20 protein-coding genes are annotated in these 17,632 nt (G+C 69.2%); 13 read left to right on the top strand and 7 right to left on the bottom strand.

Annotated elements, in window-relative coordinates; all coding sequences use genetic code 11:
- Positions 1-66 precede the first annotated feature (66 nt).
- On the bottom strand, positions 67-2,190 hold the full coding sequence (locus ACIOSY_RS08310; RefSeq protein WP_400851908.1) for a glycoside hydrolase family 10 protein: 2,124 nt from the start codon (positions 2,188-2,190) through the stop codon (positions 67-69).
- Positions 2,191-2,325: 135 nt separating this feature from the next.
- Positions 2,326-2,895 (bottom strand): NADPH-dependent FMN reductase, encoded by a 570-nt coding sequence (locus tag ACIOSY_RS08305; RefSeq protein ID WP_400851905.1) that lies wholly within the window; start codon positions 2,893-2,895, stop codon positions 2,326-2,328.
- A gap of 114 nt (positions 2,896-3,009) precedes the next feature.
- On the opposite strand from ACIOSY_RS08305, the gene ACIOSY_RS08300 reads away from it, so the two are divergent.
- Positions 3,010-3,828 (top strand): endo alpha-1,4 polygalactosaminidase, encoded by an 819-nt coding sequence (locus ACIOSY_RS08300; RefSeq protein WP_400851902.1) that lies wholly within the window; start codon positions 3,010-3,012, stop codon positions 3,826-3,828.
- A 21-nt stretch (positions 3,829-3,849) separates the two neighbouring features.
- On the opposite strand, the gene ACIOSY_RS08295 is transcribed toward ACIOSY_RS08300, so the two are convergent.
- Positions 3,850-4,158: a chorismate mutase gene (locus ACIOSY_RS08295; RefSeq protein WP_400851899.1), complete on the bottom strand. Its 309-nt coding sequence runs from the start codon at positions 4,156-4,158 to the stop codon at positions 3,850-3,852.
- A 106-nt stretch (positions 4,159-4,264) separates the two neighbouring features.
- Here ACIOSY_RS08295 and ACIOSY_RS08290 point away from each other — a divergent pair, with 106 nt between their 5' ends.
- Together ACIOSY_RS08290 and ACIOSY_RS08285 are read left to right on the top strand one after the other, a co-directional pair.
- Entirely contained in the window at positions 4,265-5,389 is a 1,125-nt protein-coding gene (locus ACIOSY_RS08290) for an epoxide hydrolase family protein (protein WP_400851896.1), read from the top strand.
- Positions 5,390-5,532: 143 nt separating this feature from the next.
- Entirely contained in the window at positions 5,533-5,727 is a 195-nt protein-coding gene (locus tag ACIOSY_RS08285) for a hypothetical protein (protein ID WP_400851894.1), read from the top strand.
- Between the two features lie 104 nt (positions 5,728-5,831).
- On the opposite strand, the gene ACIOSY_RS08280 is transcribed toward ACIOSY_RS08285, so the two are convergent.
- Together ACIOSY_RS08280 and ACIOSY_RS08275 are read right to left on the bottom strand one after the other, a co-directional pair.
- Positions 5,832-6,041, bottom strand: a complete 210-nt coding sequence (locus ACIOSY_RS08280) for a DUF6458 family protein (protein ID WP_400851892.1) — start codon at positions 6,039-6,041, stop codon at positions 5,832-5,834.
- Between the two features lie 93 nt (positions 6,042-6,134).
- Complete coding sequence (locus ACIOSY_RS08275) at positions 6,135-7,079, bottom strand: LacI family DNA-binding transcriptional regulator (protein WP_400851889.1); 945 nt, start codon at positions 7,077-7,079, stop codon at positions 6,135-6,137.
- Positions 7,080-7,192: 113 nt separating this feature from the next.
- On the opposite strand from ACIOSY_RS08275, the gene ACIOSY_RS08270 reads away from it, so the two are divergent.
- The 8 genes from ACIOSY_RS08270 to ACIOSY_RS08235 all read left to right on the top strand — a co-directional run bounded on the left by ACIOSY_RS08270 (position 7,193) and on the right by ACIOSY_RS08235 (position 15,442).
- On the top strand, positions 7,193-8,752 hold the full coding sequence (locus ACIOSY_RS08270) for a mannitol dehydrogenase family protein (RefSeq protein WP_400851886.1): 1,560 nt from the start codon (positions 7,193-7,195) through the stop codon (positions 8,750-8,752).
- Positions 8,753-8,754: 2 nt separating this feature from the next.
- Positions 8,755-9,759, top strand: a complete 1,005-nt coding sequence (locus tag ACIOSY_RS08265; protein ID WP_400851883.1) for an L-idonate 5-dehydrogenase — start codon at positions 8,755-8,757, stop codon at positions 9,757-9,759.
- A 108-nt stretch (positions 9,760-9,867) separates the two neighbouring features.
- Positions 9,868-11,268 carry an MFS transporter gene (locus ACIOSY_RS08260; RefSeq protein ID WP_400851880.1) on the top strand — a complete coding sequence of 467 codons (1,401 nt, stop codon included), beginning with the start codon at positions 9,868-9,870 and terminating at the stop codon, positions 11,266-11,268.
- Positions 11,269-11,347: 79 nt separating this feature from the next.
- Positions 11,348-12,574 carry a D-mannonate dehydratase ManD gene (gene manD / locus ACIOSY_RS08255; RefSeq protein ID WP_400851877.1) on the top strand — a complete coding sequence of 409 codons (1,227 nt, stop codon included), beginning with the start codon at positions 11,348-11,350 and terminating at the stop codon, positions 12,572-12,574.
- Positions 12,564-13,265 (top strand): bifunctional 4-hydroxy-2-oxoglutarate aldolase/2-dehydro-3-deoxy-phosphogluconate aldolase, encoded by a 702-nt coding sequence (locus ACIOSY_RS08250; protein WP_400851874.1) that lies wholly within the window; start codon positions 12,564-12,566, stop codon positions 13,263-13,265. Before manD ends, ACIOSY_RS08250 begins: the two co-directional genes overlap by 11 nt.
- Positions 13,262-14,221 carry a sugar kinase gene (locus ACIOSY_RS08245; RefSeq protein WP_400851871.1) on the top strand — a complete coding sequence of 320 codons (960 nt, stop codon included), beginning with the start codon at positions 13,262-13,264 and terminating at the stop codon, positions 14,219-14,221. Before ACIOSY_RS08250 ends, ACIOSY_RS08245 begins: the two co-directional genes overlap by 4 nt.
- 95 nt (positions 14,222-14,316) lie before the next feature.
- Positions 14,317-14,754 carry a VOC family protein gene (locus ACIOSY_RS08240; RefSeq protein WP_400851868.1) on the top strand — a complete coding sequence of 146 codons (438 nt, stop codon included), beginning with the start codon at positions 14,317-14,319 and terminating at the stop codon, positions 14,752-14,754.
- 49 nt (positions 14,755-14,803) lie between these two features.
- Positions 14,804-15,442, top strand: coding sequence for a Pr6Pr family membrane protein (locus ACIOSY_RS08235; protein ID WP_400851865.1), 639 nt, complete (start codon positions 14,804-14,806; stop codon positions 15,440-15,442).
- 22 nt (positions 15,443-15,464) lie between these two features.
- Here the strand turns inward: ACIOSY_RS08235 and arr are convergent, their stop codons facing one another.
- On the bottom strand, positions 15,465-15,875 hold the full coding sequence (arr, locus tag ACIOSY_RS08230) for an NAD(+)--rifampin ADP-ribosyltransferase (protein ID WP_400851862.1): 411 nt from the start codon (positions 15,873-15,875) through the stop codon (positions 15,465-15,467).
- 185 nt (positions 15,876-16,060) lie between these two features.
- On the opposite strand from arr, the gene ACIOSY_RS08225 reads away from it, so the two are divergent.
- Both ACIOSY_RS08225 and ACIOSY_RS08220 read left to right on the top strand, forming a co-directional pair.
- Positions 16,061-16,750, top strand: a complete 690-nt coding sequence (locus ACIOSY_RS08225; protein WP_400851859.1) for a DedA family protein — start codon at positions 16,061-16,063, stop codon at positions 16,748-16,750.
- A 120-nt stretch (positions 16,751-16,870) separates the two neighbouring features.
- A complete protein-coding gene (locus tag ACIOSY_RS08220) occupies positions 16,871-17,182 on the top strand; it encodes an NIPSNAP family protein (protein ID WP_400851856.1) in 312 nt (103 codons plus the stop codon).
- A 104-nt stretch (positions 17,183-17,286) separates the two neighbouring features.
- Here the strand turns inward: ACIOSY_RS08220 and ACIOSY_RS08215 are convergent, their stop codons facing one another.
- Positions 17,287-17,604, bottom strand: coding sequence for a DUF2277 domain-containing protein (locus tag ACIOSY_RS08215; protein WP_400851853.1), 318 nt, complete (start codon positions 17,602-17,604; stop codon positions 17,287-17,289).
- Positions 17,605-17,632 lie beyond the last annotated feature (28 nt).

Here is a 17,632-nt window from a genome sequence, read left to right as displayed (position 1 = left end):
GGATCGATATGTCACGTTCCCGGGTCTCCGGGCGTGACATATCGATCCCGCAGCGGGGCGGAGCGCTCAGTCCGTGGTGCGGTGACGGCGGCGCAGTGCAGCTGCACCCGCCATCGCGGCACCGGCGGCGAGCATTCCGCCGGCCAGGAACAGGGCGACAGCCGGCACGTCCCCGCCGGTCGTCGCGAGCCCGTCCTGGGCGTTGGGGGCGGATGCTCCGCCCGAACCCGAACCCGAACCCGAACCGTTGCCGGTTCCGGGCGTCCCCGGGTCGACCGGGTCCACGGGGTCGACCGGATCCACCGGATCCACCGGTGCGGCGACGGCGACCGCGGAGCTCTCGACCGCTGCGGCGTCGAGCGCCGTCACGACCCAGGTGTCACCCGCGGCGCGAGCCGCGGCATCCGCCGGCGCATCCGCCGCCGCCGGAATGTCGTACCCGAGCTCCGCAGAGCCGCCGGCCCAGACCGTGTCGACGAGCGAACCGGGTGCGGCCACGATCTCGTCAGCCGTTCCGGTGCCGCGGTAGATCGCGTACTGACGCGCCTCGTCGGTGTCGCCCGCCTGCCAGGTGAGGCGTCCGTCCTTGACCGCCAGGTCGATGGGCGCCGCAACCTCGCCGTCGGACAGCCACGGCTTCGCCGGGACGATCGTCGGGTGCGCGAACGCCTCGGCCTTCAACAGGTCGATCGCGGTGTTCTTCGCCTGGTGGCGCGGCTGCTGATCGGCCGGCAGTGCGGCGAGATCGCTCGCCTTCATGTCGTTGTAGCTGAAGAGCACGCTGCCGTCGATGCCGTCGAGCTTCTGGTTGAAGCGGATCTGGTTGGGCACCTCTTCGGGGTTCATCCACGCGGCTTCCCAGCCGCCGTTGTTGACGTGCTTGTAGAGCGCATGCCCCACGTAGACCTGGGTGCGGCTGTCGGCGACCGTGTCGCTCCACCACTGCGCGAGCTCACCGTAGGGCGCGGCGGCCTGGTCGAAGCTCCAGTAGATCTGCGGGGTGAGGTAGTCGATGATCTCGTCCTGCACCCAGCCGCGGGTGTCGGCGAACACGGCGTTGCTGTACGTCTGCGACGACCCGATGGGGGTGTTCGACCCGGCCGGGTCGAGGGCCTTGTGCTCCCAGATGCCGAAGGGGCTGATGCCCAGCTGCACGGCGGTGCCGGCATCCGCATTGTGCGTGTCGATCACATCGCCGACCTGCGTCACGAGCCCCGTGATGTTGTCACGGCGCCAGGCCTCGATACCGGCCTGGGTGTCGGGGTAGCCGGCGGTGAGGCCGAACTCCTCGAAGGTCGCGCGGTCTTCTCCCTGCGCTCCGAAGAAGACGTTCACGCCGTCGACCGTGATCCGGTACGGGTAGAAGTAGTCGTCGAAGTGGATCGCGTCGACGTCATAGTTCTCGACGATCTCGGCGACGGATGCGGCCACGTACGCGGGCACCTCGGGCTGGCCGGGGTCGAGGAAGAGCTTCTCCTCGAACGAGAGCACCCAGTCGGGGTGCTGCACCGCGAAGTTGTCGTCGGCGAGGATGCCGGCCGTGTTGAGCGCCGCGATGTACTCGGGAATCGTCAGCGCCTTCACCTGCTCGGCCGTGAGCCCGAGGGCGGTGAGCGTCGAGGCGGCCGTCATCTTGGTGTTGGTCACGCGGTACGGGTTGAGCCACGCGTGGAACTCCATGCCGCGCTCGTGCGTCGCGTCGACCATCTTCTGCAGCGGGTCGTATCCGGGGTCGGTGCCCTGGGGACCCCCGAGGAACTCCGACCAGGGGTTGAGCGCCGACGGGTAGTAGGAGTCGAGCAGCGGGCGCACCTGGAAGATCACCGCGTTCATGTTCCACGACTCGAAGTCGTCGAGCACGGTGGCGTACTTCGCGTCGAAGTCGGCGGCATCCGCGGGCTTGCCGAAGTTGAGGTTGCCGATGGTGCCCACCCAGGCGCTCGAGAAGCGCCGGTTCTCGGGTTCCAGCGTGGTCGGGATCGAGACCTGCTCCCCCGAGGCGGGGTAGGTCTCGACCGCGTCGGTGCCGTAGCCGTAGGCTCCTGCCGCATCCTTGACGAACTTGTACAGGGGCTCCTCGTCGGGAGCGGCCGCGGCGGCCGTCGCCGGGAGGGCGAGCATCAACAGGGCGGCGGTCGCGGCGGCGGTGGATCTTCTCAACATCGAGTCCTCGTTCACTTCGGCGTTCACGGTGATAACTATTTCCACCACGAGCATTGTTAGTGGAACTAACTAACAGCGTGCCACACCGTCCGCGCGATGACCAGCCCCGAATGAGGGAAGGGCCTGCGACCGACGGTCACAGGCCCTTTCGAGACGACGGGATCAGCTGACGGGGCTGAGCGTCTTCGCGATGTGCGTGTGCACGGCGGTGAGCCACGACAGGAGGAACTCGGTCGTCGACTCGTCGGTGACCTCGCCGTCGTCGGTGATCAGGCCCTCGCGCAGGTGCACGTAGGCCTCCGGCTGCGAGAGCTCGGGCGACGCGAGGAACGAGAGGATCGAGCGCAGGTGCTGCTGGGCGACGGCGGTGCCGATGGCGCCGACCGAGGCACCGATGACGGCCGACGGCTTGCCGGCGAAGCTGTTCTGCCCCCAGGGGCGGCTCGCCGTGTCGAGGGCGTTCTTCAGCACGCCGGGCACCGAGCGGTTGTACTCGGGCGTGATCACGATGATCGCGTCGGACGCCTCGATCGCCTTCTTGAACGTCGCGGCCTCGGCCGGGATCGCCCCGTCGTTGTCGGCCGAGTAGAACGGCAGATCGGCGAGGGGGATCTCGGTGAGGTTCAGGCCGGCCTGCGGCGCGAGCTTCACGAGGGCCTTCGACAGGCGGCGGTTGATCGAGGTCGACGAGATGCTGCCGACGAGGAAGCCGACGTCATAGGTGGTGGTCATGGGTGATCCTTCCGGAGTTACATGCAATTGCATGTAGACGAACCGTGCACGCGGCATCCGCATTCCCGTCGCCCCGAAGTTCTTCGGGGCGAGGTCTGCGGGTAGGTTGCTGGAATGCGCGCTCGCCTCCTCTCCGTCCTCGCGATCCCCCTGCTGCTCGCGGGATGCACGGGGACAGGAGGAACGGATGCCCCGGCATCCGTCTCCTGGACCGCGCCGCCCGCCGGCGCCGTGCCCGACTATCAGCTGGGCGGCGCGTACGCCCCGGCATCCGCAGTGGGGGTCGTCGGGCGCGACCGCGCGGCCGACCCCGCCGAGGGCGTGTACTCGATCTGCTACGTGAACGGATTCCAGACGCAGCCGGGCGAACTCGACCTGTGGGACGACGACCTGCTGCTGCAGCGCGACGGCGCGCCCGTGTTCGACCCGGACTGGCCCGACGAAGTCCTCGTCGACACCTCGACCGCGGATCGGCGGGAGCGCATCGCCGCGCTCGTCACACCCTGGATCGAAGGATGCGCGGATGCCGGATTCGACGCGATCGAGTTCGACAACCTCGATTCGTACACGCGATCCGACGGAGCACTCGCACTCGACGACAACCTCGCCCTCGCCGCGATGCTCGTCGACGCGGCGCACACCGCCGGTATCGCCGCCGGCCAGAAGAACGCCGCGGAGGACGCCGCGGTACTGCGCGACGAGGCCGGATTCGACTTCGCCGTCACCGAGGAGTGCGCGGCCTACGAGGAGTGCGCCGCCTTCACCGACGTCTACGGCGACGCCGTGATCGACATCGAGTACGCCGACGAGCTGCCGCGGTCGTTCGCCGAGATGTGCGCCAACCCCGACTCGCCCGCGTCGATGGTGCTGCGCGACCGCGACCTGGTCACGCCCGACGACGAGGAGTACGTCTTCGAGGTGTGCGCGGGCTGACGACCGGTATGCCCGGTGAACTCAGCCGGCGCGATGGCGCTCGAGTTCGAGATCGATGAACGCCGCGATCAGCGCTCGGTACGTGCGCTCCACGACATCCGGAGACGCGCCCGCATCCTGCGCGAGCGACCGGACCTTCGCGATCACCTGCTCGACACGAACCGGCGCGCGCACCGCGTCCTCATCACGCTTGAGCGCCCCGGCGGCGATGACGAGATCCTGACGCTCGGCGATGAGTTCGACCATTCGTCGATCCACGGAATCGATCCGTTCGCGGAGGTCGTCCAGCGTGGGCGAGGCGCCGGGTGAGGTGGCGGGTTGCTCGGACATCGCCTCAGCGTAGGGCCCTTCCTTCCAAATCTGCGCAGCACCGCCTACGACCGACGATTCACGGATAGCGTCGAAACGACATCTCGATCCTTCCGGAGGCGACACCGTGCCCGACCACTCCCCCTTCCCCGTCACCGCGGACGACCTCACCGACCTGCGGCGCCGGCTGCGCGACACACGCTGGCCCGCGGCATGGCCGGAGACGACTTGGGAGGCCGGCACCGACCTCACCGAGCTGCGGCGCCTCGTCGACTACTGGGCCGATGACTTCGATTGGGCAGCTCAGCAGGAGCAGATCGAGGCGCTTCCGTGGCACTGGGCCGATATCGACGGCACACCGCTCGCCTACCTGCGATTCGACGCCGAACCCTCGGGTACTGGTCTGCCGATCGTTCTGACGAACGGATGGCCGAGCACCGCTCTCGAACTGGTCGAGGTCGCGCGGCGGCTGTCGACGCCGTCGATGTTCGGCGGCGATGCGACACAGGGGTCCACCGTGATCGTTCCCGCCCTCCCGGGACTGCCGTTCTCACCCCAGCGTCCGTCACTCGCCGACGAGACGCACGATCTCTGGCATCGACTCATGACCGAGCGTCTGGGGTTCTCGCGATTCGCCGCGCACGGCGGCGACCTCGGCGCAGGCATCACCTCGCGGCTCGCGCAGGCCTACCCGGACTCCGTCGCCGGCATCCACCTGCTATCGGTCGCGGCCCCGCTGCACCTGGACGCGTCGACGCTCAGTCCGGAGGAGCAGGCTCACCTCGAGCGTACGCAGACATGGATCGCGGCAGAGGGAGGCTACCAGCACGAGCAGCAGACCCGGCCCCTCACGCTCGCTCCCGCGGTATCCGATTCCCCCGCGGGCCTCCTGTCCTGGATCTTCGAGAAGCATCGCGCCTGGAGCGACTGCGAGGGCGACGTCTCGACACGATTCAGCGACGACTACCTGCTGACGCTCGCGTCGGTCTACTGGTTCACGAACGCGATCGGCACGTCGTTCCGCCCGTACTACGAGTACGCAGCCGGATTCACGACGCGCGTCGCCCAGGTGACCGTGCCGACGGCGGTCGCCCTCTTCCCGCACGACCTCGCCTCGCCACCCCGAAGCTGGGCCGAGCGCAGCTATGCCGTGACGCGCTACACGGTCATGCCGCGCGGCGGGCATTTCGCACCACACGAGGAACCAGCCCTGCTCGCCGACGACATCTCGGCGTTTCTCGCGACCCTGTAGGCCGCCCCGCAGACCTGCCAGCGTCACACCTGTCAATGGGCAGGCGCTTCCGGGCGAACGGCGCGATGCTGGAAACCCTCGGGCCGAGCATCCGCCTGGACCGAAGTGCTCGTGAACCGAGCATCCGACCGAGAGGACTCACCATGAGCGACCCCCAGACCTACCCCGACGACTCGGGCCCCTTCGACGCGGCCGCCGCCACGGCCCCCGGCGAGAAGGTATTCACCGCCGACGACGGCGAAGACCACGACGCCGACGACCGCGAGGGTGAAGAACTCGACCCGCTCGAGCAGGGCGACGAGACGAACGTCGACCCCGATATGGGCATCTCGAACTGACCCTCACCCTGCAGGGAGAAAACCCACGGGCAGGGAGTTCTCGATGAGACCTCCCTGCAGGTGGGTTCTCTCCCTGCAGGTGAACGTCGTGAAACGCGGCGCGGTCAGATCCGGTCGTCCTCGACGACCGTCGTGCTGCGCGCGCGGCTGCGGCGCGTGATCAGCATGATGATGCCGATCAAGAAGATCACGACGCCCGCGGCCATGAGGATGTAGCCGACGAGGTCGAGATCGATCCAGTCGAGCTTCACCTCGAGCGCGAAGGTGAGGATCGCGCCGACCACGAACAAGAAGATTCCGGTTCCGATGCTCATGCGTGTGCTCCTTCCGGCATCCGATGACGCCGTCCCGCCTCATGATCCCGGAAACACGGGCGCGCGGGAAGGGCTTGACAGCGTCGGGCGTCGTCAGCTCGCGCGCGGCGCCGCGGTCGACGCGCGCACGATCAGCTGCGAGCCGAGCGTCGCGACCTCGCCGATCACCACGCCCGAGATGGCCTGCAGCAGCAGGTCGACACCGAGGGCTCCACTGCGTTCGATGGGCATCTGCACGGTGGTGAGCCCGGGGGTGACGGCGCCTGCGAGGTCGATGTCGTCGATGCCGACGAGGCTGATGTCGTCGGGGCAGGTGCGTCCGAGTTCGAGCATGCCGGCTTCGAGGCCGAGGGCGACGAGGTCGTTGTAGGCGACGACGGCCGTGGCACCACTGGCTGCGGCGAGCGCGGCGGCGGCCCGCCCGCCCTGGATGGATGCCGCGTGATGGCTGAGGCGGGTGAGGCGGATGCCGTGGCGCTCGCACGCCGCAGCGATCGTGTCGAATCGTCGCGCGTCGGCCCAGGAGCCGCGGGGGCCGGAAGCGTAGGCGATGTGCTGGTGTCCGAGGGCGACGAGGTGCTCGATGGCCTGACTCGGACCGTGCTCGGCATCCATGAGCACGCAGGGCACGCCGTCGATCTGACGGTTGACGACGACGGCGGGGGTGCCGCCGATCAGGGCGATCACCTCGTCATCGGGCAGGCGGGGCGAGCACAGCAGCATGCCGTCGAGCTTGCGCGCCTGTTCGATCTGCTCGCGCTCGCGGCGCAGATCTTCGTCGGCGTCGAAGAGCACGATGCGGTGGCGTCCGTGCCAGGCCTGCCCCTGGATCGCCTTGAGGAGCATGCCGTAGACGGGGTTCGCGACGTCGGGCACCATGACGCCGATGGTGCGGGTGGCGGTGCCGGCCTGCGGGTTGGCGTAGCCCATGTCGGTCGCCGCTTCGAGCACGCGCGAGAGGGTGCTGGGGGCGAGACGGTCGGGTTCGCCGAAGGCGCGGGATGCCGTGGCGATCGACACGCCTGCGCGCTTCGCCACGTCTGTCAATGTCGCTGCCACGTTCGCCCTCCCGCTTCGCCGCAATCCTATGACACCCCACCCCACCTGAAAGTGGCTTGACAAGTTTGTACAACTCATACACACTGCTTTACATGACGATCAACGCCGATCTCCGGATCCTGAGCCGCGCCACCCCCGCAGCCACGACCCCGCAGGTCACCCCCTCTGGTGCCGGCATCCTGCACCTCGGACTCGGCAGCTTCCACCGTGCGCACCAGGCCATGTACACCGCCGCCGCCATCGAGCAGAACGGCGGAGACTGGGGCATCATCGGTGTCGCCTCCCGCTCGCGCACCGTCGTCGACGCGATGCACGCCCAGGACTTCCTCTACTCGGTCGCCACCATCTCCCCGGCCGGCACCTCGCTCGCGATCCCCGGCGTGCACACCGACGCCTTCGTCGCCGCCGACCAGCCCGAACGCGTGGTCACCCACCTCGCCGCCCCGGGCATCCGCATCGTCACCCTCACCGTCACCGAGAACGGCTACAGCTACTCCCCCGCCACCCAGCACCTCGACCTCGACGACCCGATCGTGCGCGCCGACCTCGCGGGCGGCGCCCCGCGCTCGACGATCGGTCAGCTCGCCCGCGGTCTGCAGGCGCGCTCCGCCGCCGGCGGAGAGCCCCTCTCGATCCTCAGCTGCGACAACCTCTCCGCCAACGGCGCCCACACCGAGAAGCTCGTGCGCGAGTTCCTCTCGGCTCTGCCCGGCGGCGAAGCATCCGACACCCTCGCCTACCTCGACCGGGAGGTGACCTTCCCGTCGAGCATGGTCGATCGCATCGTGCCGTCGACCACCGCGCAGCTGCGCGACGAGGTCGCGACGCTGCTCGGCGCCCGCGACGGCATCCCCGTTCCCGGCGAACCGTTCACGATGTGGGCCATCGAAGACCGGTTCGCCGGCGGACGCCCCACCTGGGAGGCCGGCGGCGCCGTCTTCACGAACGAGGTCGGCCGCTACGAGCAGATGAAGGTGCGTCTGCTCAACGGCACGCACTCGCTCATCGCCTACCTGGGCGCGCTCCGCGGCGTCGCGACGATCCCCGAGGCCATCGGCCTGGGCGAGATCGAGGATGCTGCGCGCACCGTCATGCGCAGCGAATACGAGCCGTCGGTCGAGGTGCCCTCCGGCGTCGACATCCGCGACTACGAGACGCAGCTGTTCGAGCGCTGGGGCAACAGCGCCCTCGGCCACCGCACCAGCCAGGTCGGCACCGACGGGTCGGTGAAGCTGCGCCAGCGCATCCCCGAGCCCGCGATGCAGGCCCTGAGCCGCGGGCAGATGCCGCACCTCATCGCCCTCACCGTCGCCGGATACCTCTCGTGCCTCGCGCCCCTCCCCGGCTTCGACCCCGGCGCGCATGCCGCCGCGATGACCGACGCGGCGCGCGAGCGCCTCGCAACGATCGCGGCCACCGTGCGCGACGGCGGCGAACTCGCCCGCCGCGTCATCACCGACCTGCAGCTGTTCGGCACCGACCTGGCGCATCAGGATGCTTTCATCGTGCGAGTGGGCGAACTCGCAGACATCATCCAGCGCCGCGGCGTCGACGCCGCCATCGCCGACGCGGTCTCGGCCGCGCAGGCGGGCTCGTCCGAGCTCACGACAGCCACCTCCACACCCACCGCCCTACACACGAAGGAGGGCTGACCATGAAGTCGCTCGCCATCCACGGCAAGGAAGACATCCGCTGGGAAGACCGCGAGGCCCCCGAGCCCCGCGACGGAGAGGTGCGGCTGCGCGTCGGCTTCGTCGGCATCTGCGGATCCGACCTGCACTACTACTTCCACGGCGCCAACGGCGAATACACGATCCGCGAGCCGCTGACCCCCGGTCACGAGCTCTCCGGCGTCGTCGACCTCGACCCCTCCGGCCGCCTGGCACCGGGCACCCCCGTGACCGTGCACCCGGCCCGCTACGGCGCCTCCGTGCCCGGCCTCGAAGACCGCCCGCACCTGCGCGCCGGCGGCGACTACCTCGGCAGCGCCGCCGCCGACCCGCATCGTCAGGGCGGAGCATCCGAACTGCTCATCGTCGAAGACCATATGGTGCGCGTGCTCCCCGAGGGTCTGCCCCTCGAGCGTGCTGCCCTCGCCGAGCCGCTCGCCGTCGCGCTGCACGCCGTGAGCCTCGCGGGCGACATCACCGGCCGCCGGGTTCTCGTGATCGGCGCGGGTCCCATCGGCCTGCTCGTGGTCGCGGCCGCCGTGCACGCGGGCGCCGCCGTCGTCGGCGCGAGCGACGTGCGCGCAGAACCCCTCGACCGCGCACAGTCCCTCGGTGCCACCGAGCTCGCCCTCGTCGGCCGCGACACGATCGAGAACGAGTCGTACGACGTCGTCTTCGAATGCTCCGGCGTCGGTGTGGCCCTGACCCAGGCGGTGCGCGCGGCGCGCCGTGCGGGCACGATCGTGCAGGTCGGCATGCTCGCGAACGCCGAGATCGGCGTGAACCTCGCCCCGCTGCTCGCCAAAGAGCTGACGATCCGCGGCGCCTTCCGCTTCTCGACCGAGATCGACGACGCCGTCGCGATGCTCGCCGAGTCGGATGCTCTCGACCCCGTCATCTCGCACGTCATCCCCGCCACCGACGCCGTCCGGGCGTTCGAGCTCGCTCGCGACTCGTCCGCCTCGGCGAAGGTGCTGCTCTCCCTCTGAGCAGACGCCCGTCCCACCGCCCCGCGCCCCTTCGCGCACAGCGCATCACCGCAACGCACCTCACGACACAACACATCACGAAGCACATCACTACAAAGGAGTACTCCGATGAGCAGTTCCGCCATCCCCGGAGTGGACGCACCCGCGCCGCCCCCCACCGCCAAGCGCTCGATGGGCGACCTCGTGCGCGCCGCCGTCTCCGGCTGGCTCGGCACCGCCCTCGAGTTCATGGACTTCCAGCTCTACTCGCTCGCGGCAGCCCTGGTCTTCAGCCAGCTGTTCTTCGCCGGTGACGACCCCGCCATGGCAGTCGTGCTCGCGATGGCCACCTACGGCGTCGGCTACATCGCCCGCCCGATCGGTGCGTTCGTGTTCGCCCGCATCGGCGACCGCGTCGGCCGCCGCAAGGTGCTGTTCTACACGATCCTGCTCATGGGTGCGGCGACCACGCTGATCGGTTTCCTGCCGACCTACGCGCAGGTCGGCATCCTGGCTCCGATCCTGCTCGTCGTACTGCGTCTCGCCCAGGGCTTCGGCGCCGGCGCCGAGATCTCGGGCGCGGGCGTCATGCTCTCCGAGTACGCACCGACCAACCGTCGCGGCATCATCGCGTCGCTGGTCGCGCTCGGCACGAACTGCGGCACCCTGTTCGCCTCGGCGATCTGGGCCGTCCTGCTCGCCGTCATGCTCGAGAGCGACGTCATCGAGTGGGGCTGGCGCATCCCGTTCATCGGCAGCGCGGTCATCATGTTCTTCGCCCTGTGGGTGCGACTCAACCTCAAGGAGAGCCCGGTCTTCGAGGAGCGCACCGACGTCGTCGACGGCAAGGCCCTCTCGCGCGACGACATGGTCAAGCTCGCCACCGAGACCAACGACATCCGCACGCTCGAGTCGCTCGAGCGCAAGCCGATCAAGGCGATCATCGTGTCGTTCTTCCTGCGCTTCGGCCAGGCCGGCAACTCGGGCATGGTGCAGACGTACCTCATCTCGTTCATCACGATCACCCTCGCGATGTCGAAGGAGGTCGGCCCCGAGGTCGTCATCGTCTCGTCGCTGATCGGGTTCCTCACGATCCCGCTCATGGGCTTCCTCGGTGACCGGTTCGGCCGTCGCCGGATGTACATCATCATGACGTCGCTGTCGCTCGTGATCATCGTCCCGACGCTGCTCATGATCAACACCGGAGAGCTCGTCTGGGTCTTCGTCGGCTACGCGCTGATCCACAACATCTCGGTGCTCGGCCTCGCGTCGATGGAGAACATCTCGATCCCCGAGATCTTCGGCGCCCGCAACCGATACACGCTCACCGCCATGGTGCGCGAGATCGCCGCCATCATCGCCACCGGTGTCGGTCCGGTCGTCGTCGCGGCCTGGGTCTCGGCGACCACGGGCAGCATCGTCCCGGTGATGATCCTGATGGGTGTCTTCACGGCATCCGCTCTCGCCGCCGCCATCTGGGCCCCCGAGTGGACGGGGCGCGATCTCACCGATCCGCGCGCCGCCATGTGACACGGCCCCATCCGCACATCTCCATCCGGGTGCGGTCGCCCCACCGGCGGCCGCACCCACCAGAACGAGGAATCCCGACATGACCATCGATCTCGTCGACGTCAACATCACCAGCCCCGGACGCAACTTCGTCACGCTCAAGATCACGACCTCCGACGGCATCGTCGGGTGGGGGGACGCCACGCTCAACGGTCGCGAGCTCGCGGTGGCCTCGTACCTCGCCGACCACGTCGCCTCGATGCTCGTCGGCCGCGACGAGGACCGCATCGAAGACACCTGGCAGTACCTCTACCGCGGCCCGTACTGGCGCCGCGGCCCGGTCACGATGGCGGCGATCGCCGCGGTCGACATGGCGCTGTGGGACATCAAAGCCAAGAAGGCCGGGATGCCGCTCTACCAGCTTCTCGGTGGCGCCAGCCGCGAGGGCGTCCGCGTCTACGCGCACGCCTCGGGCACCGACTACGCGGCGCTCAAGAACGCGATCACCGGCTACGAAGAGCTCGGCTACACCGCCGTGCGCGTGCAGACCGGCGTGCCCGGACTCGGCCAGATCTACGGCGTCTCGGCGGCCGGCCCCGGCGTGCGCTACGACTACGAGCCCGCCAAGCGTTCGGGCGACCGCCCCAGCGAGGAGCGGTGGGACACCCGCACCTACCTGAACCACATGCCCGGGGTGTTCGCGAGCATCCGCGAGGACTTCGGCACCGACCTGCGCATCCTGCACGACGGCCACCACCGCATGTCGCCGATCGAAGCAGCCCGCTTCGCGAAGGACATCGAGCCCTACGACCTGTTCTGGCTCGAGGACTGCACCCCCGGTGAAGACCAGTCGGCGCTGCGTCTCGTGCGCCAGCACTCCACGACACCCCTCGCGATCGGCGAGGTCTTCAACTCGGTCTACGACTACCAGACCCTCATCACCGAACGCCTGATCGACTACGTGCGCTCGGCCGTCACCCACACGGGCGGCATCACCGCGATGAAGAAGTTGCTCGACTTCGCCGCGATCTACGGCATCAAGTCGGGCATCCACGGCCCCACCGACATCTCGCCCGTCGGCATGGCCGCTGCCCTGCACCTCGACCTCGCGATCCACAACTTCGGGATCCAGGAGTACATGCCGCACAACGAGCAGACGCTCGAGGTCTTCCAGACGTCGTTCACCTTCGACAAGGGCTTCCTGCACCCGGGCGACAAGCCGGGTCTCGGTGTCGAGCTCGACGAGGATGCCGCGGCCGGCTACGACTACACCAAGGCCTACCTGCCGGTGAACCGCCTGCTCGACGGGACCGTCCATGACTGGTGAGAAGACACTGCCTGGTGAGACGGCACTGACTGGTGAAACGGCACTGACTGGTGAGCGCGTCGCTCTTCCCGCCCGCACCGTCGAGTCCCGCCTGATCGTCGTCGCCCGCGCGCAGCGCGCCGAGGACTACGCGCCCGTGCTCGACGTGCTGATCGAGGCGGGCATCCGCAGCGTCGAGCTCACGCTCACGACCCCGGGCACGTTCGATCACCTGCCCGACCTGCTCGCCCGCTACGACGGCGTCGCCGATCTGGGCGTGGGCACCGTGACGAACGGCGTCGACCTGGCGCGCGCGGTCGACGCGGGAGCCCGCTACCTCGTCACGCCGATCACGTCGACCGCCTTCGTCGCGCAGGCGACGGATGCCGGTGTGCCGATCGTGCCGGGCGGCCTCACGCCGACCGAACTGTTCGCATCGTGGTCGGCCGGAGCATCCGCCGTGAAGATCTTCCCCGCGGGCCAGGTCGGCCCGGCGTACCTGAAGGACCTGCGCGGACCGTTCCCCGACCTCGTCGCCGTGCCCTCGGGCGGCGTCGACCTCGCCGAAGCCGAAGCCTGGCTCGCGGCGGGCGCCGTCGCGGTGAGCGTCGGCGGCCCCCTGCTCGGCGATGCGTTCCGCGGTGGAGACCTCGGCGCGCTGCGCGACCGCGCCGCCGCCTTCGTCGAGGTCTGCGCCCGGAACGCCGCGTGACCGGCCCGAACGGCTCGGTCGTCACCTTCGGCGAGACCATGGCGCTCGTGCGCACGGTCGAGATCGGTTCGCTGCGCCACGCGCACAGCCTGGCGTTCGGCATCGGCGGCGCCGAGAGCAACGTCGCGATCGGACTGCGCCGGCTCGGAGCATCCGCCTCGTGGCTCGGTCGCGTCGGCGACGACTCGCTCGGCGAGCGCGTGCGGCGCGAGATCCGTGGCGAGGGCGTCGACGTGCACGGCATCGTCGATGCGGATGCCGCGACCGGCCTCATGGTGAAGGAGCGCCCTTCGGCCGCCTCCACCGCCGTGCACTACTACCGCGCGGGATCCGCCGGCTCGCGGCTCAGTGCCGCCGACCTGCCGGAGGGCTGGGTCGAGGGCGCCGCGATCCTGCACCTCACCGGCATCACGCCGCTGCTGTCGGCGTCCGCCCGCGAAGCCGTGCTGGTCGCGGCCGATCGCGCCACCGCCGCGGGCGTCATCGTGAGCTTCGACATCAACTACCGGTCGGCCCTGGCATCTCCTGCCTCGGCCGGACCCATCCTGCGCGAGATCGCCGAGCGCGCAGACCTCGTGTTCGGCGGCGCCGACGAGTTCGCGGTGCTGTATCCGGATGCGTCGCCCGCCGAGGCCGCCGCCGCGCTGCGCGTCGCCGGCTGCGCGGAGGTGGTCGTCAAGCGGGGTCCCGACGGGGCGGCGGTGTTCGCCGACGCCGATGTGGTCGAGGCGGCCGGCTTCACGATCGACGTCGTCGACACGGTCGGCGCCGGGGATGCCTTCGTGGCGGGATACCTCAGCGCGCGACTCGACGGCCTCGACCTCGACGCCACGCTGCGGCGCGCGAACGCCTGCGGCGCGATGGCCTGCCTCGTGCCCGGGGACTGGGAGGCCGCTCCCACGCGGCGCGAGCTCGAACGCTTCCTCGACGGCGGCGGCGACCCGGTGCAGCGCTGAGCCTGTGCAGCACTGAGCCTGTGCAGCACTGACGCAATGCACTGCTGACGCGATCGCTCTATCGGGGGCGCACCGCGCTGGGTAACATGCGACACATGGCCATCGCACTCGAGAACGTCGGCATCGCTGTGCGCGACCTCGACGCGACCATCGCGTTCTTCACCGATCTCGGACTCACGGTCGTCGGCCGCGACGAGGTGAGCGGTGAGTGGGCCGACACCGCCGTCGGCCTCGACGGCAACCACGCCAAGATCGCCGTGCTGCAGACACCCGACGGCCACGGCCAGCTGGAGTTCTTCGAGTACATCCACCCGGCGGCGATCGAGACCGAGCCCACCCTGCCGAACGAGATCGGCATGCACCGCGTCGCCTTCTCGGTCGACGACATCGACGAGGCACTCGCGATCGCGGCGCGACACGGATGCTTCCCCCTGCGGGGAGTCGCGAACTACCAGGGCGTCTACAAGCTCACGTACCTGCGCGGCCCCAGCGGCATCATCGTGATGTTCGCCCAGGCACTGCAGCCGAAGTGAGCGACGCGGCATCTGGGGACCGGGAGCCCCGCACCGCTAAGTTGAACTCATGGATTCTCGGGTTGCCGCCATCGTCTTCCGGCTCGTGTTCGCCGCGCTCTCGCTCACGGCGGTCGCGGTGCAGTTCTTCGCGGTGACGATCCCCCAGGGCCACAGCATCCTGAACTTCTTCTGCTACTTCACGAACCTGTCGAACATCATGATCTCGATCGTGTTCATCGTGAGTGCGCTGCGGCTGATCTCCGCCCGCAAAGATGCCTCCGAGTCCGATGTGGCGATCCGCGGCGGCATCGTCGTCTACATCGCGTTCGTCGGCATCGTGTTCAACACGATCCTCGCCGACACCGACCTGGGCGAGCTCATCCCCTGGGTCAACGTCATCGTGCACATGATCGTGCCCATCGCCGGCGTGCTGGACTGGCTCATCTGGGCCCCGCGCCGCCGTCTCCCGTTCCGGGTGGTGCTGTGGTGGATGATCTGGCCCGCGTTCTACGCGATCTTCTCGGTGGCCCGCGGAGCCGTCGACGGCTTCTACCCGTACCCGTTCTTCAACCCGAACGTGTCGGGCGGATACGGCGGAGTGGCGCTGTGGTGCCTCGCCCTCGTGTTCGCGTTCTTCGTGCTCGCGGTGCTCGTGCGCTGGGTGGGCAACCTGCGCCACCGCAGCCTCGACGCTCGCACCGCCTGAGACGTGGGGCCGAGCATCCGGCTCAGTTGATGATCTCTCCGCGCTCGTCGGCGCGCAGGGCGACGAGGCGCTCCTGCCATGCGGCGAGCGCTTCGGGCGTCAGCCGCGTCCAGTCGGACACTTCGCGCACCACGCGCAGCGCTGCGGCGCTGCGATAGGAGCGCGTCGGGTTGCCCGGGAACTTCTTGTCGGTCACGTTCGGGTCGTTCTCGAACGGGCCGGTGGGTTCGACCTCGTACACGCGCGGCTCGCGGTCGCCGGGCGCGAGCTCGGCGGCGAGCCCGGCCCCATCGGCCACCGCCGTGAAGTAGATGTGGTTCATCACGACCTCGGGGCGATAGTTCGAGGAGAACCCGGCCGTGAGCAGATCACCCGGCCGCAGGTCGGCCTTCGTGCCGTGGAAGAACGGTCCGTCGTCGAGTGCGTCGCTCATCTCGACAGCCTAGGACGGAGCATCCGGCACCGAAAGCTCTCGCTCGGCCGCATGGAGTGAGCACCCGGCATCACCTCAGGTCAGAACGGTAGGGTGCGGGGGAATCGACTCGTCGGCGGCATGTCCGTCGCACAGGGCCGATTCCCTCCGACCGACCACCGCGATCCCCGACTCCTGAGGACACGATGCGCCACGTCAGCCTGCCCCTCCAGACCGCCCCCGCCGAGTACGACGGATTCGTCGGCTGGGTGCTCAGCCTCATCGAATCGCTCGGGGAGGTGGGCGTCGGACTCGCGATCCTCATCGAGACCTTCGTGCCCCCGATCCCCTCGGAGGCCATCCTCCCGGTCGCCGGATTCCTCGCCTACGAAGGCCGCATGAGCGCCTGGGGCGCGTGGGCCGCGGCGACGGGCGGCGTGCTGATCGGCGCGTGGATCTGGTACGCGATCGGGGCCGCCGTCGGACGCGAGCGCACACGACGCGTCGTCGGACGCATCCCGCTCCTCGACTACGAAGACTTCGATAAGGCCGAGGCCTTCTTCGCGCGCTGGGGTGCGGGCGCCGTGCTCTTCGGGCGCTGCGTGCCGCTGGTGCGCTCGTTCATCTCGATCCCCGCGGGCATCGAACGCATGACGCTGTGGAAGTTCACGTTCTTCACCGCCCTCGGATCGGGCGTCTGGAACGGCATCTGGATCGGGCTCGGCTTCGCCTTCGGCCCCGCGATCAAGCCGATCCTCGAGGAGTGGAGCGGGCTCATCTCGAACGCCGCGGTCGCGATCATCGCCCTGATCGTGTTGATCTTCATCTTCACGCGGATGCTGCGGCGCCTGCGCGAGTCATCGGCACGCCGACTGGTGCAGCCCGACGCCGACTGACGGTCGACGAGGCCTCTTCGGCTTCCGTGGCGTCAGTCATGGTCGGCAAGCCTAGGCGCATGAGTGAATGATGTCTGTACGGGAAAACCCGTACATCGCTACCTGAGGGAACGACCGCCGATGATCACCATCCACCTCCGCTACGAGATCGACGCCGACCAGCTCGACGTGTTCGCCGAGTACGGGCGGGCGTGGATCACGCTCGTGAACAGGCTCGGCGGCACCCACCACGGGTACTTCCTGCCGAGCGAGGGCGACAGCGACGAGGCGTTCGCGCTCTTCACGTTCCCCTCGCTGGCCGAGTACGAGAAATACCGCGAGGCGTCGAAGACCGATCCCGAGTGCCAGACCGCGTTCGAGCTCGCCCGTCGCACCGGGTGCATCCGCCGGTACGAGCGCCGCTTCCTGACACCGGTGTTCGACGGGGCCTGACACGCGCAGCCGGCCGGCGTTGCCGGGGCGTTGATCGGTGCGAAACGTCGTTTACGAGCCCGCTTCAGAGACATTTCGCACCGATCAACCCGCCGTCCACACGCCTAGTCGCCCGATGCGCGGGCCGCGCGCTTCGCCTCCTGGAAGGCCCGGATGGCCTCGTACCTCTCGGCCGAGCGCGCCTGGCGCTTCTGCGCCTGCTCCAGACGGTTCTTCGGCGGGGCCGAGGTGACGAGATCGTCGAGCAGTCGTCGCACGACGAGCGCGATCTCGTCGACGGCGCCGTCGAACGCCGCCTGGTTCGCCCGCGACGGCGCGTTGGCGCCGGAGATCTTGCGCACGAACTGCAGCGCGGCGTCGTGGCATTCCGCGTCGGTCGCCGGCGGCTCGAGGTTGTTCAGGGGCACGATGTTGCGGCACATGCCTGCCAGGGTAGACCGCCGAACGCCG

The organism is Microbacterium sp. NPDC087665 (assembly GCF_044743285.1).
GTDB lineage: Bacteria > Actinomycetota > Actinomycetes > Actinomycetales > Microbacteriaceae > Microbacterium.
This window is presented reverse-complemented; position numbering and strand designations above follow the sequence as displayed.

What these genes read in the sequence shown, in the direction of transcription:
- ACIOSY_RS08305 (WP_400851905.1), bottom strand. Translation starts at nt 2,895, where the DNA reads ATGACCACCACCTATGACGTCGGCTTCCTCGTCGGCAGCATCTCGTCG.
- ACIOSY_RS08300 (WP_400851902.1), top strand. Translation starts at nt 3,010, where the DNA reads ATGCGCGCTCGCCTCCTCTCCGTCCTCGCGATCCCCCTGCTGCTCGCG.
- ACIOSY_RS08295 (WP_400851899.1), bottom strand. Translation starts at nt 4,158, where the DNA reads ATGTCCGAGCAACCCGCCACCTCACCCGGCGCCTCGCCCACGCTGGAC.
- ACIOSY_RS08285 (WP_400851894.1), top strand. Translation starts at nt 5,533, where the DNA reads ATGAGCGACCCCCAGACCTACCCCGACGACTCGGGCCCCTTCGACGCG.
- ACIOSY_RS08280 (WP_400851892.1), bottom strand. Translation starts at nt 6,041, where the DNA reads ATGAGCATCGGAACCGGAATCTTCTTGTTCGTGGTCGGCGCGATCCTC.
- ACIOSY_RS08270 (WP_400851886.1), top strand. Translation starts at nt 7,193, where the DNA reads ATGACGATCAACGCCGATCTCCGGATCCTGAGCCGCGCCACCCCCGCA.
- ACIOSY_RS08265 (WP_400851883.1), top strand. Translation starts at nt 8,755, where the DNA reads ATGAAGTCGCTCGCCATCCACGGCAAGGAAGACATCCGCTGGGAAGAC.
- ACIOSY_RS08260 (WP_400851880.1), top strand. Translation starts at nt 9,868, where the DNA reads ATGAGCAGTTCCGCCATCCCCGGAGTGGACGCACCCGCGCCGCCCCCC.
- manD (WP_400851877.1), top strand. Translation starts at nt 11,348, where the DNA reads ATGACCATCGATCTCGTCGACGTCAACATCACCAGCCCCGGACGCAAC.
- ACIOSY_RS08250 (WP_400851874.1), top strand. Translation starts at nt 12,564, where the DNA reads ATGACTGGTGAGAAGACACTGCCTGGTGAGACGGCACTGACTGGTGAA.
- ACIOSY_RS08240 (WP_400851868.1), top strand. Translation starts at nt 14,317, where the DNA reads ATGGCCATCGCACTCGAGAACGTCGGCATCGCTGTGCGCGACCTCGAC.
- ACIOSY_RS08235 (WP_400851865.1), top strand. Translation starts at nt 14,804, where the DNA reads ATGGATTCTCGGGTTGCCGCCATCGTCTTCCGGCTCGTGTTCGCCGCG.
- arr (WP_400851862.1), bottom strand. Translation starts at nt 15,875, where the DNA reads ATGAGCGACGCACTCGACGACGGACCGTTCTTCCACGGCACGAAGGCC.
- ACIOSY_RS08225 (WP_400851859.1), top strand. Translation starts at nt 16,061, where the DNA reads ATGCGCCACGTCAGCCTGCCCCTCCAGACCGCCCCCGCCGAGTACGAC.
- ACIOSY_RS08220 (WP_400851856.1), top strand. Translation starts at nt 16,871, where the DNA reads ATGATCACCATCCACCTCCGCTACGAGATCGACGCCGACCAGCTCGAC.
- ACIOSY_RS08215 (WP_400851853.1), bottom strand. Translation starts at nt 17,604, where the DNA reads ATGTGCCGCAACATCGTGCCCCTGAACAACCTCGAGCCGCCGGCGACC.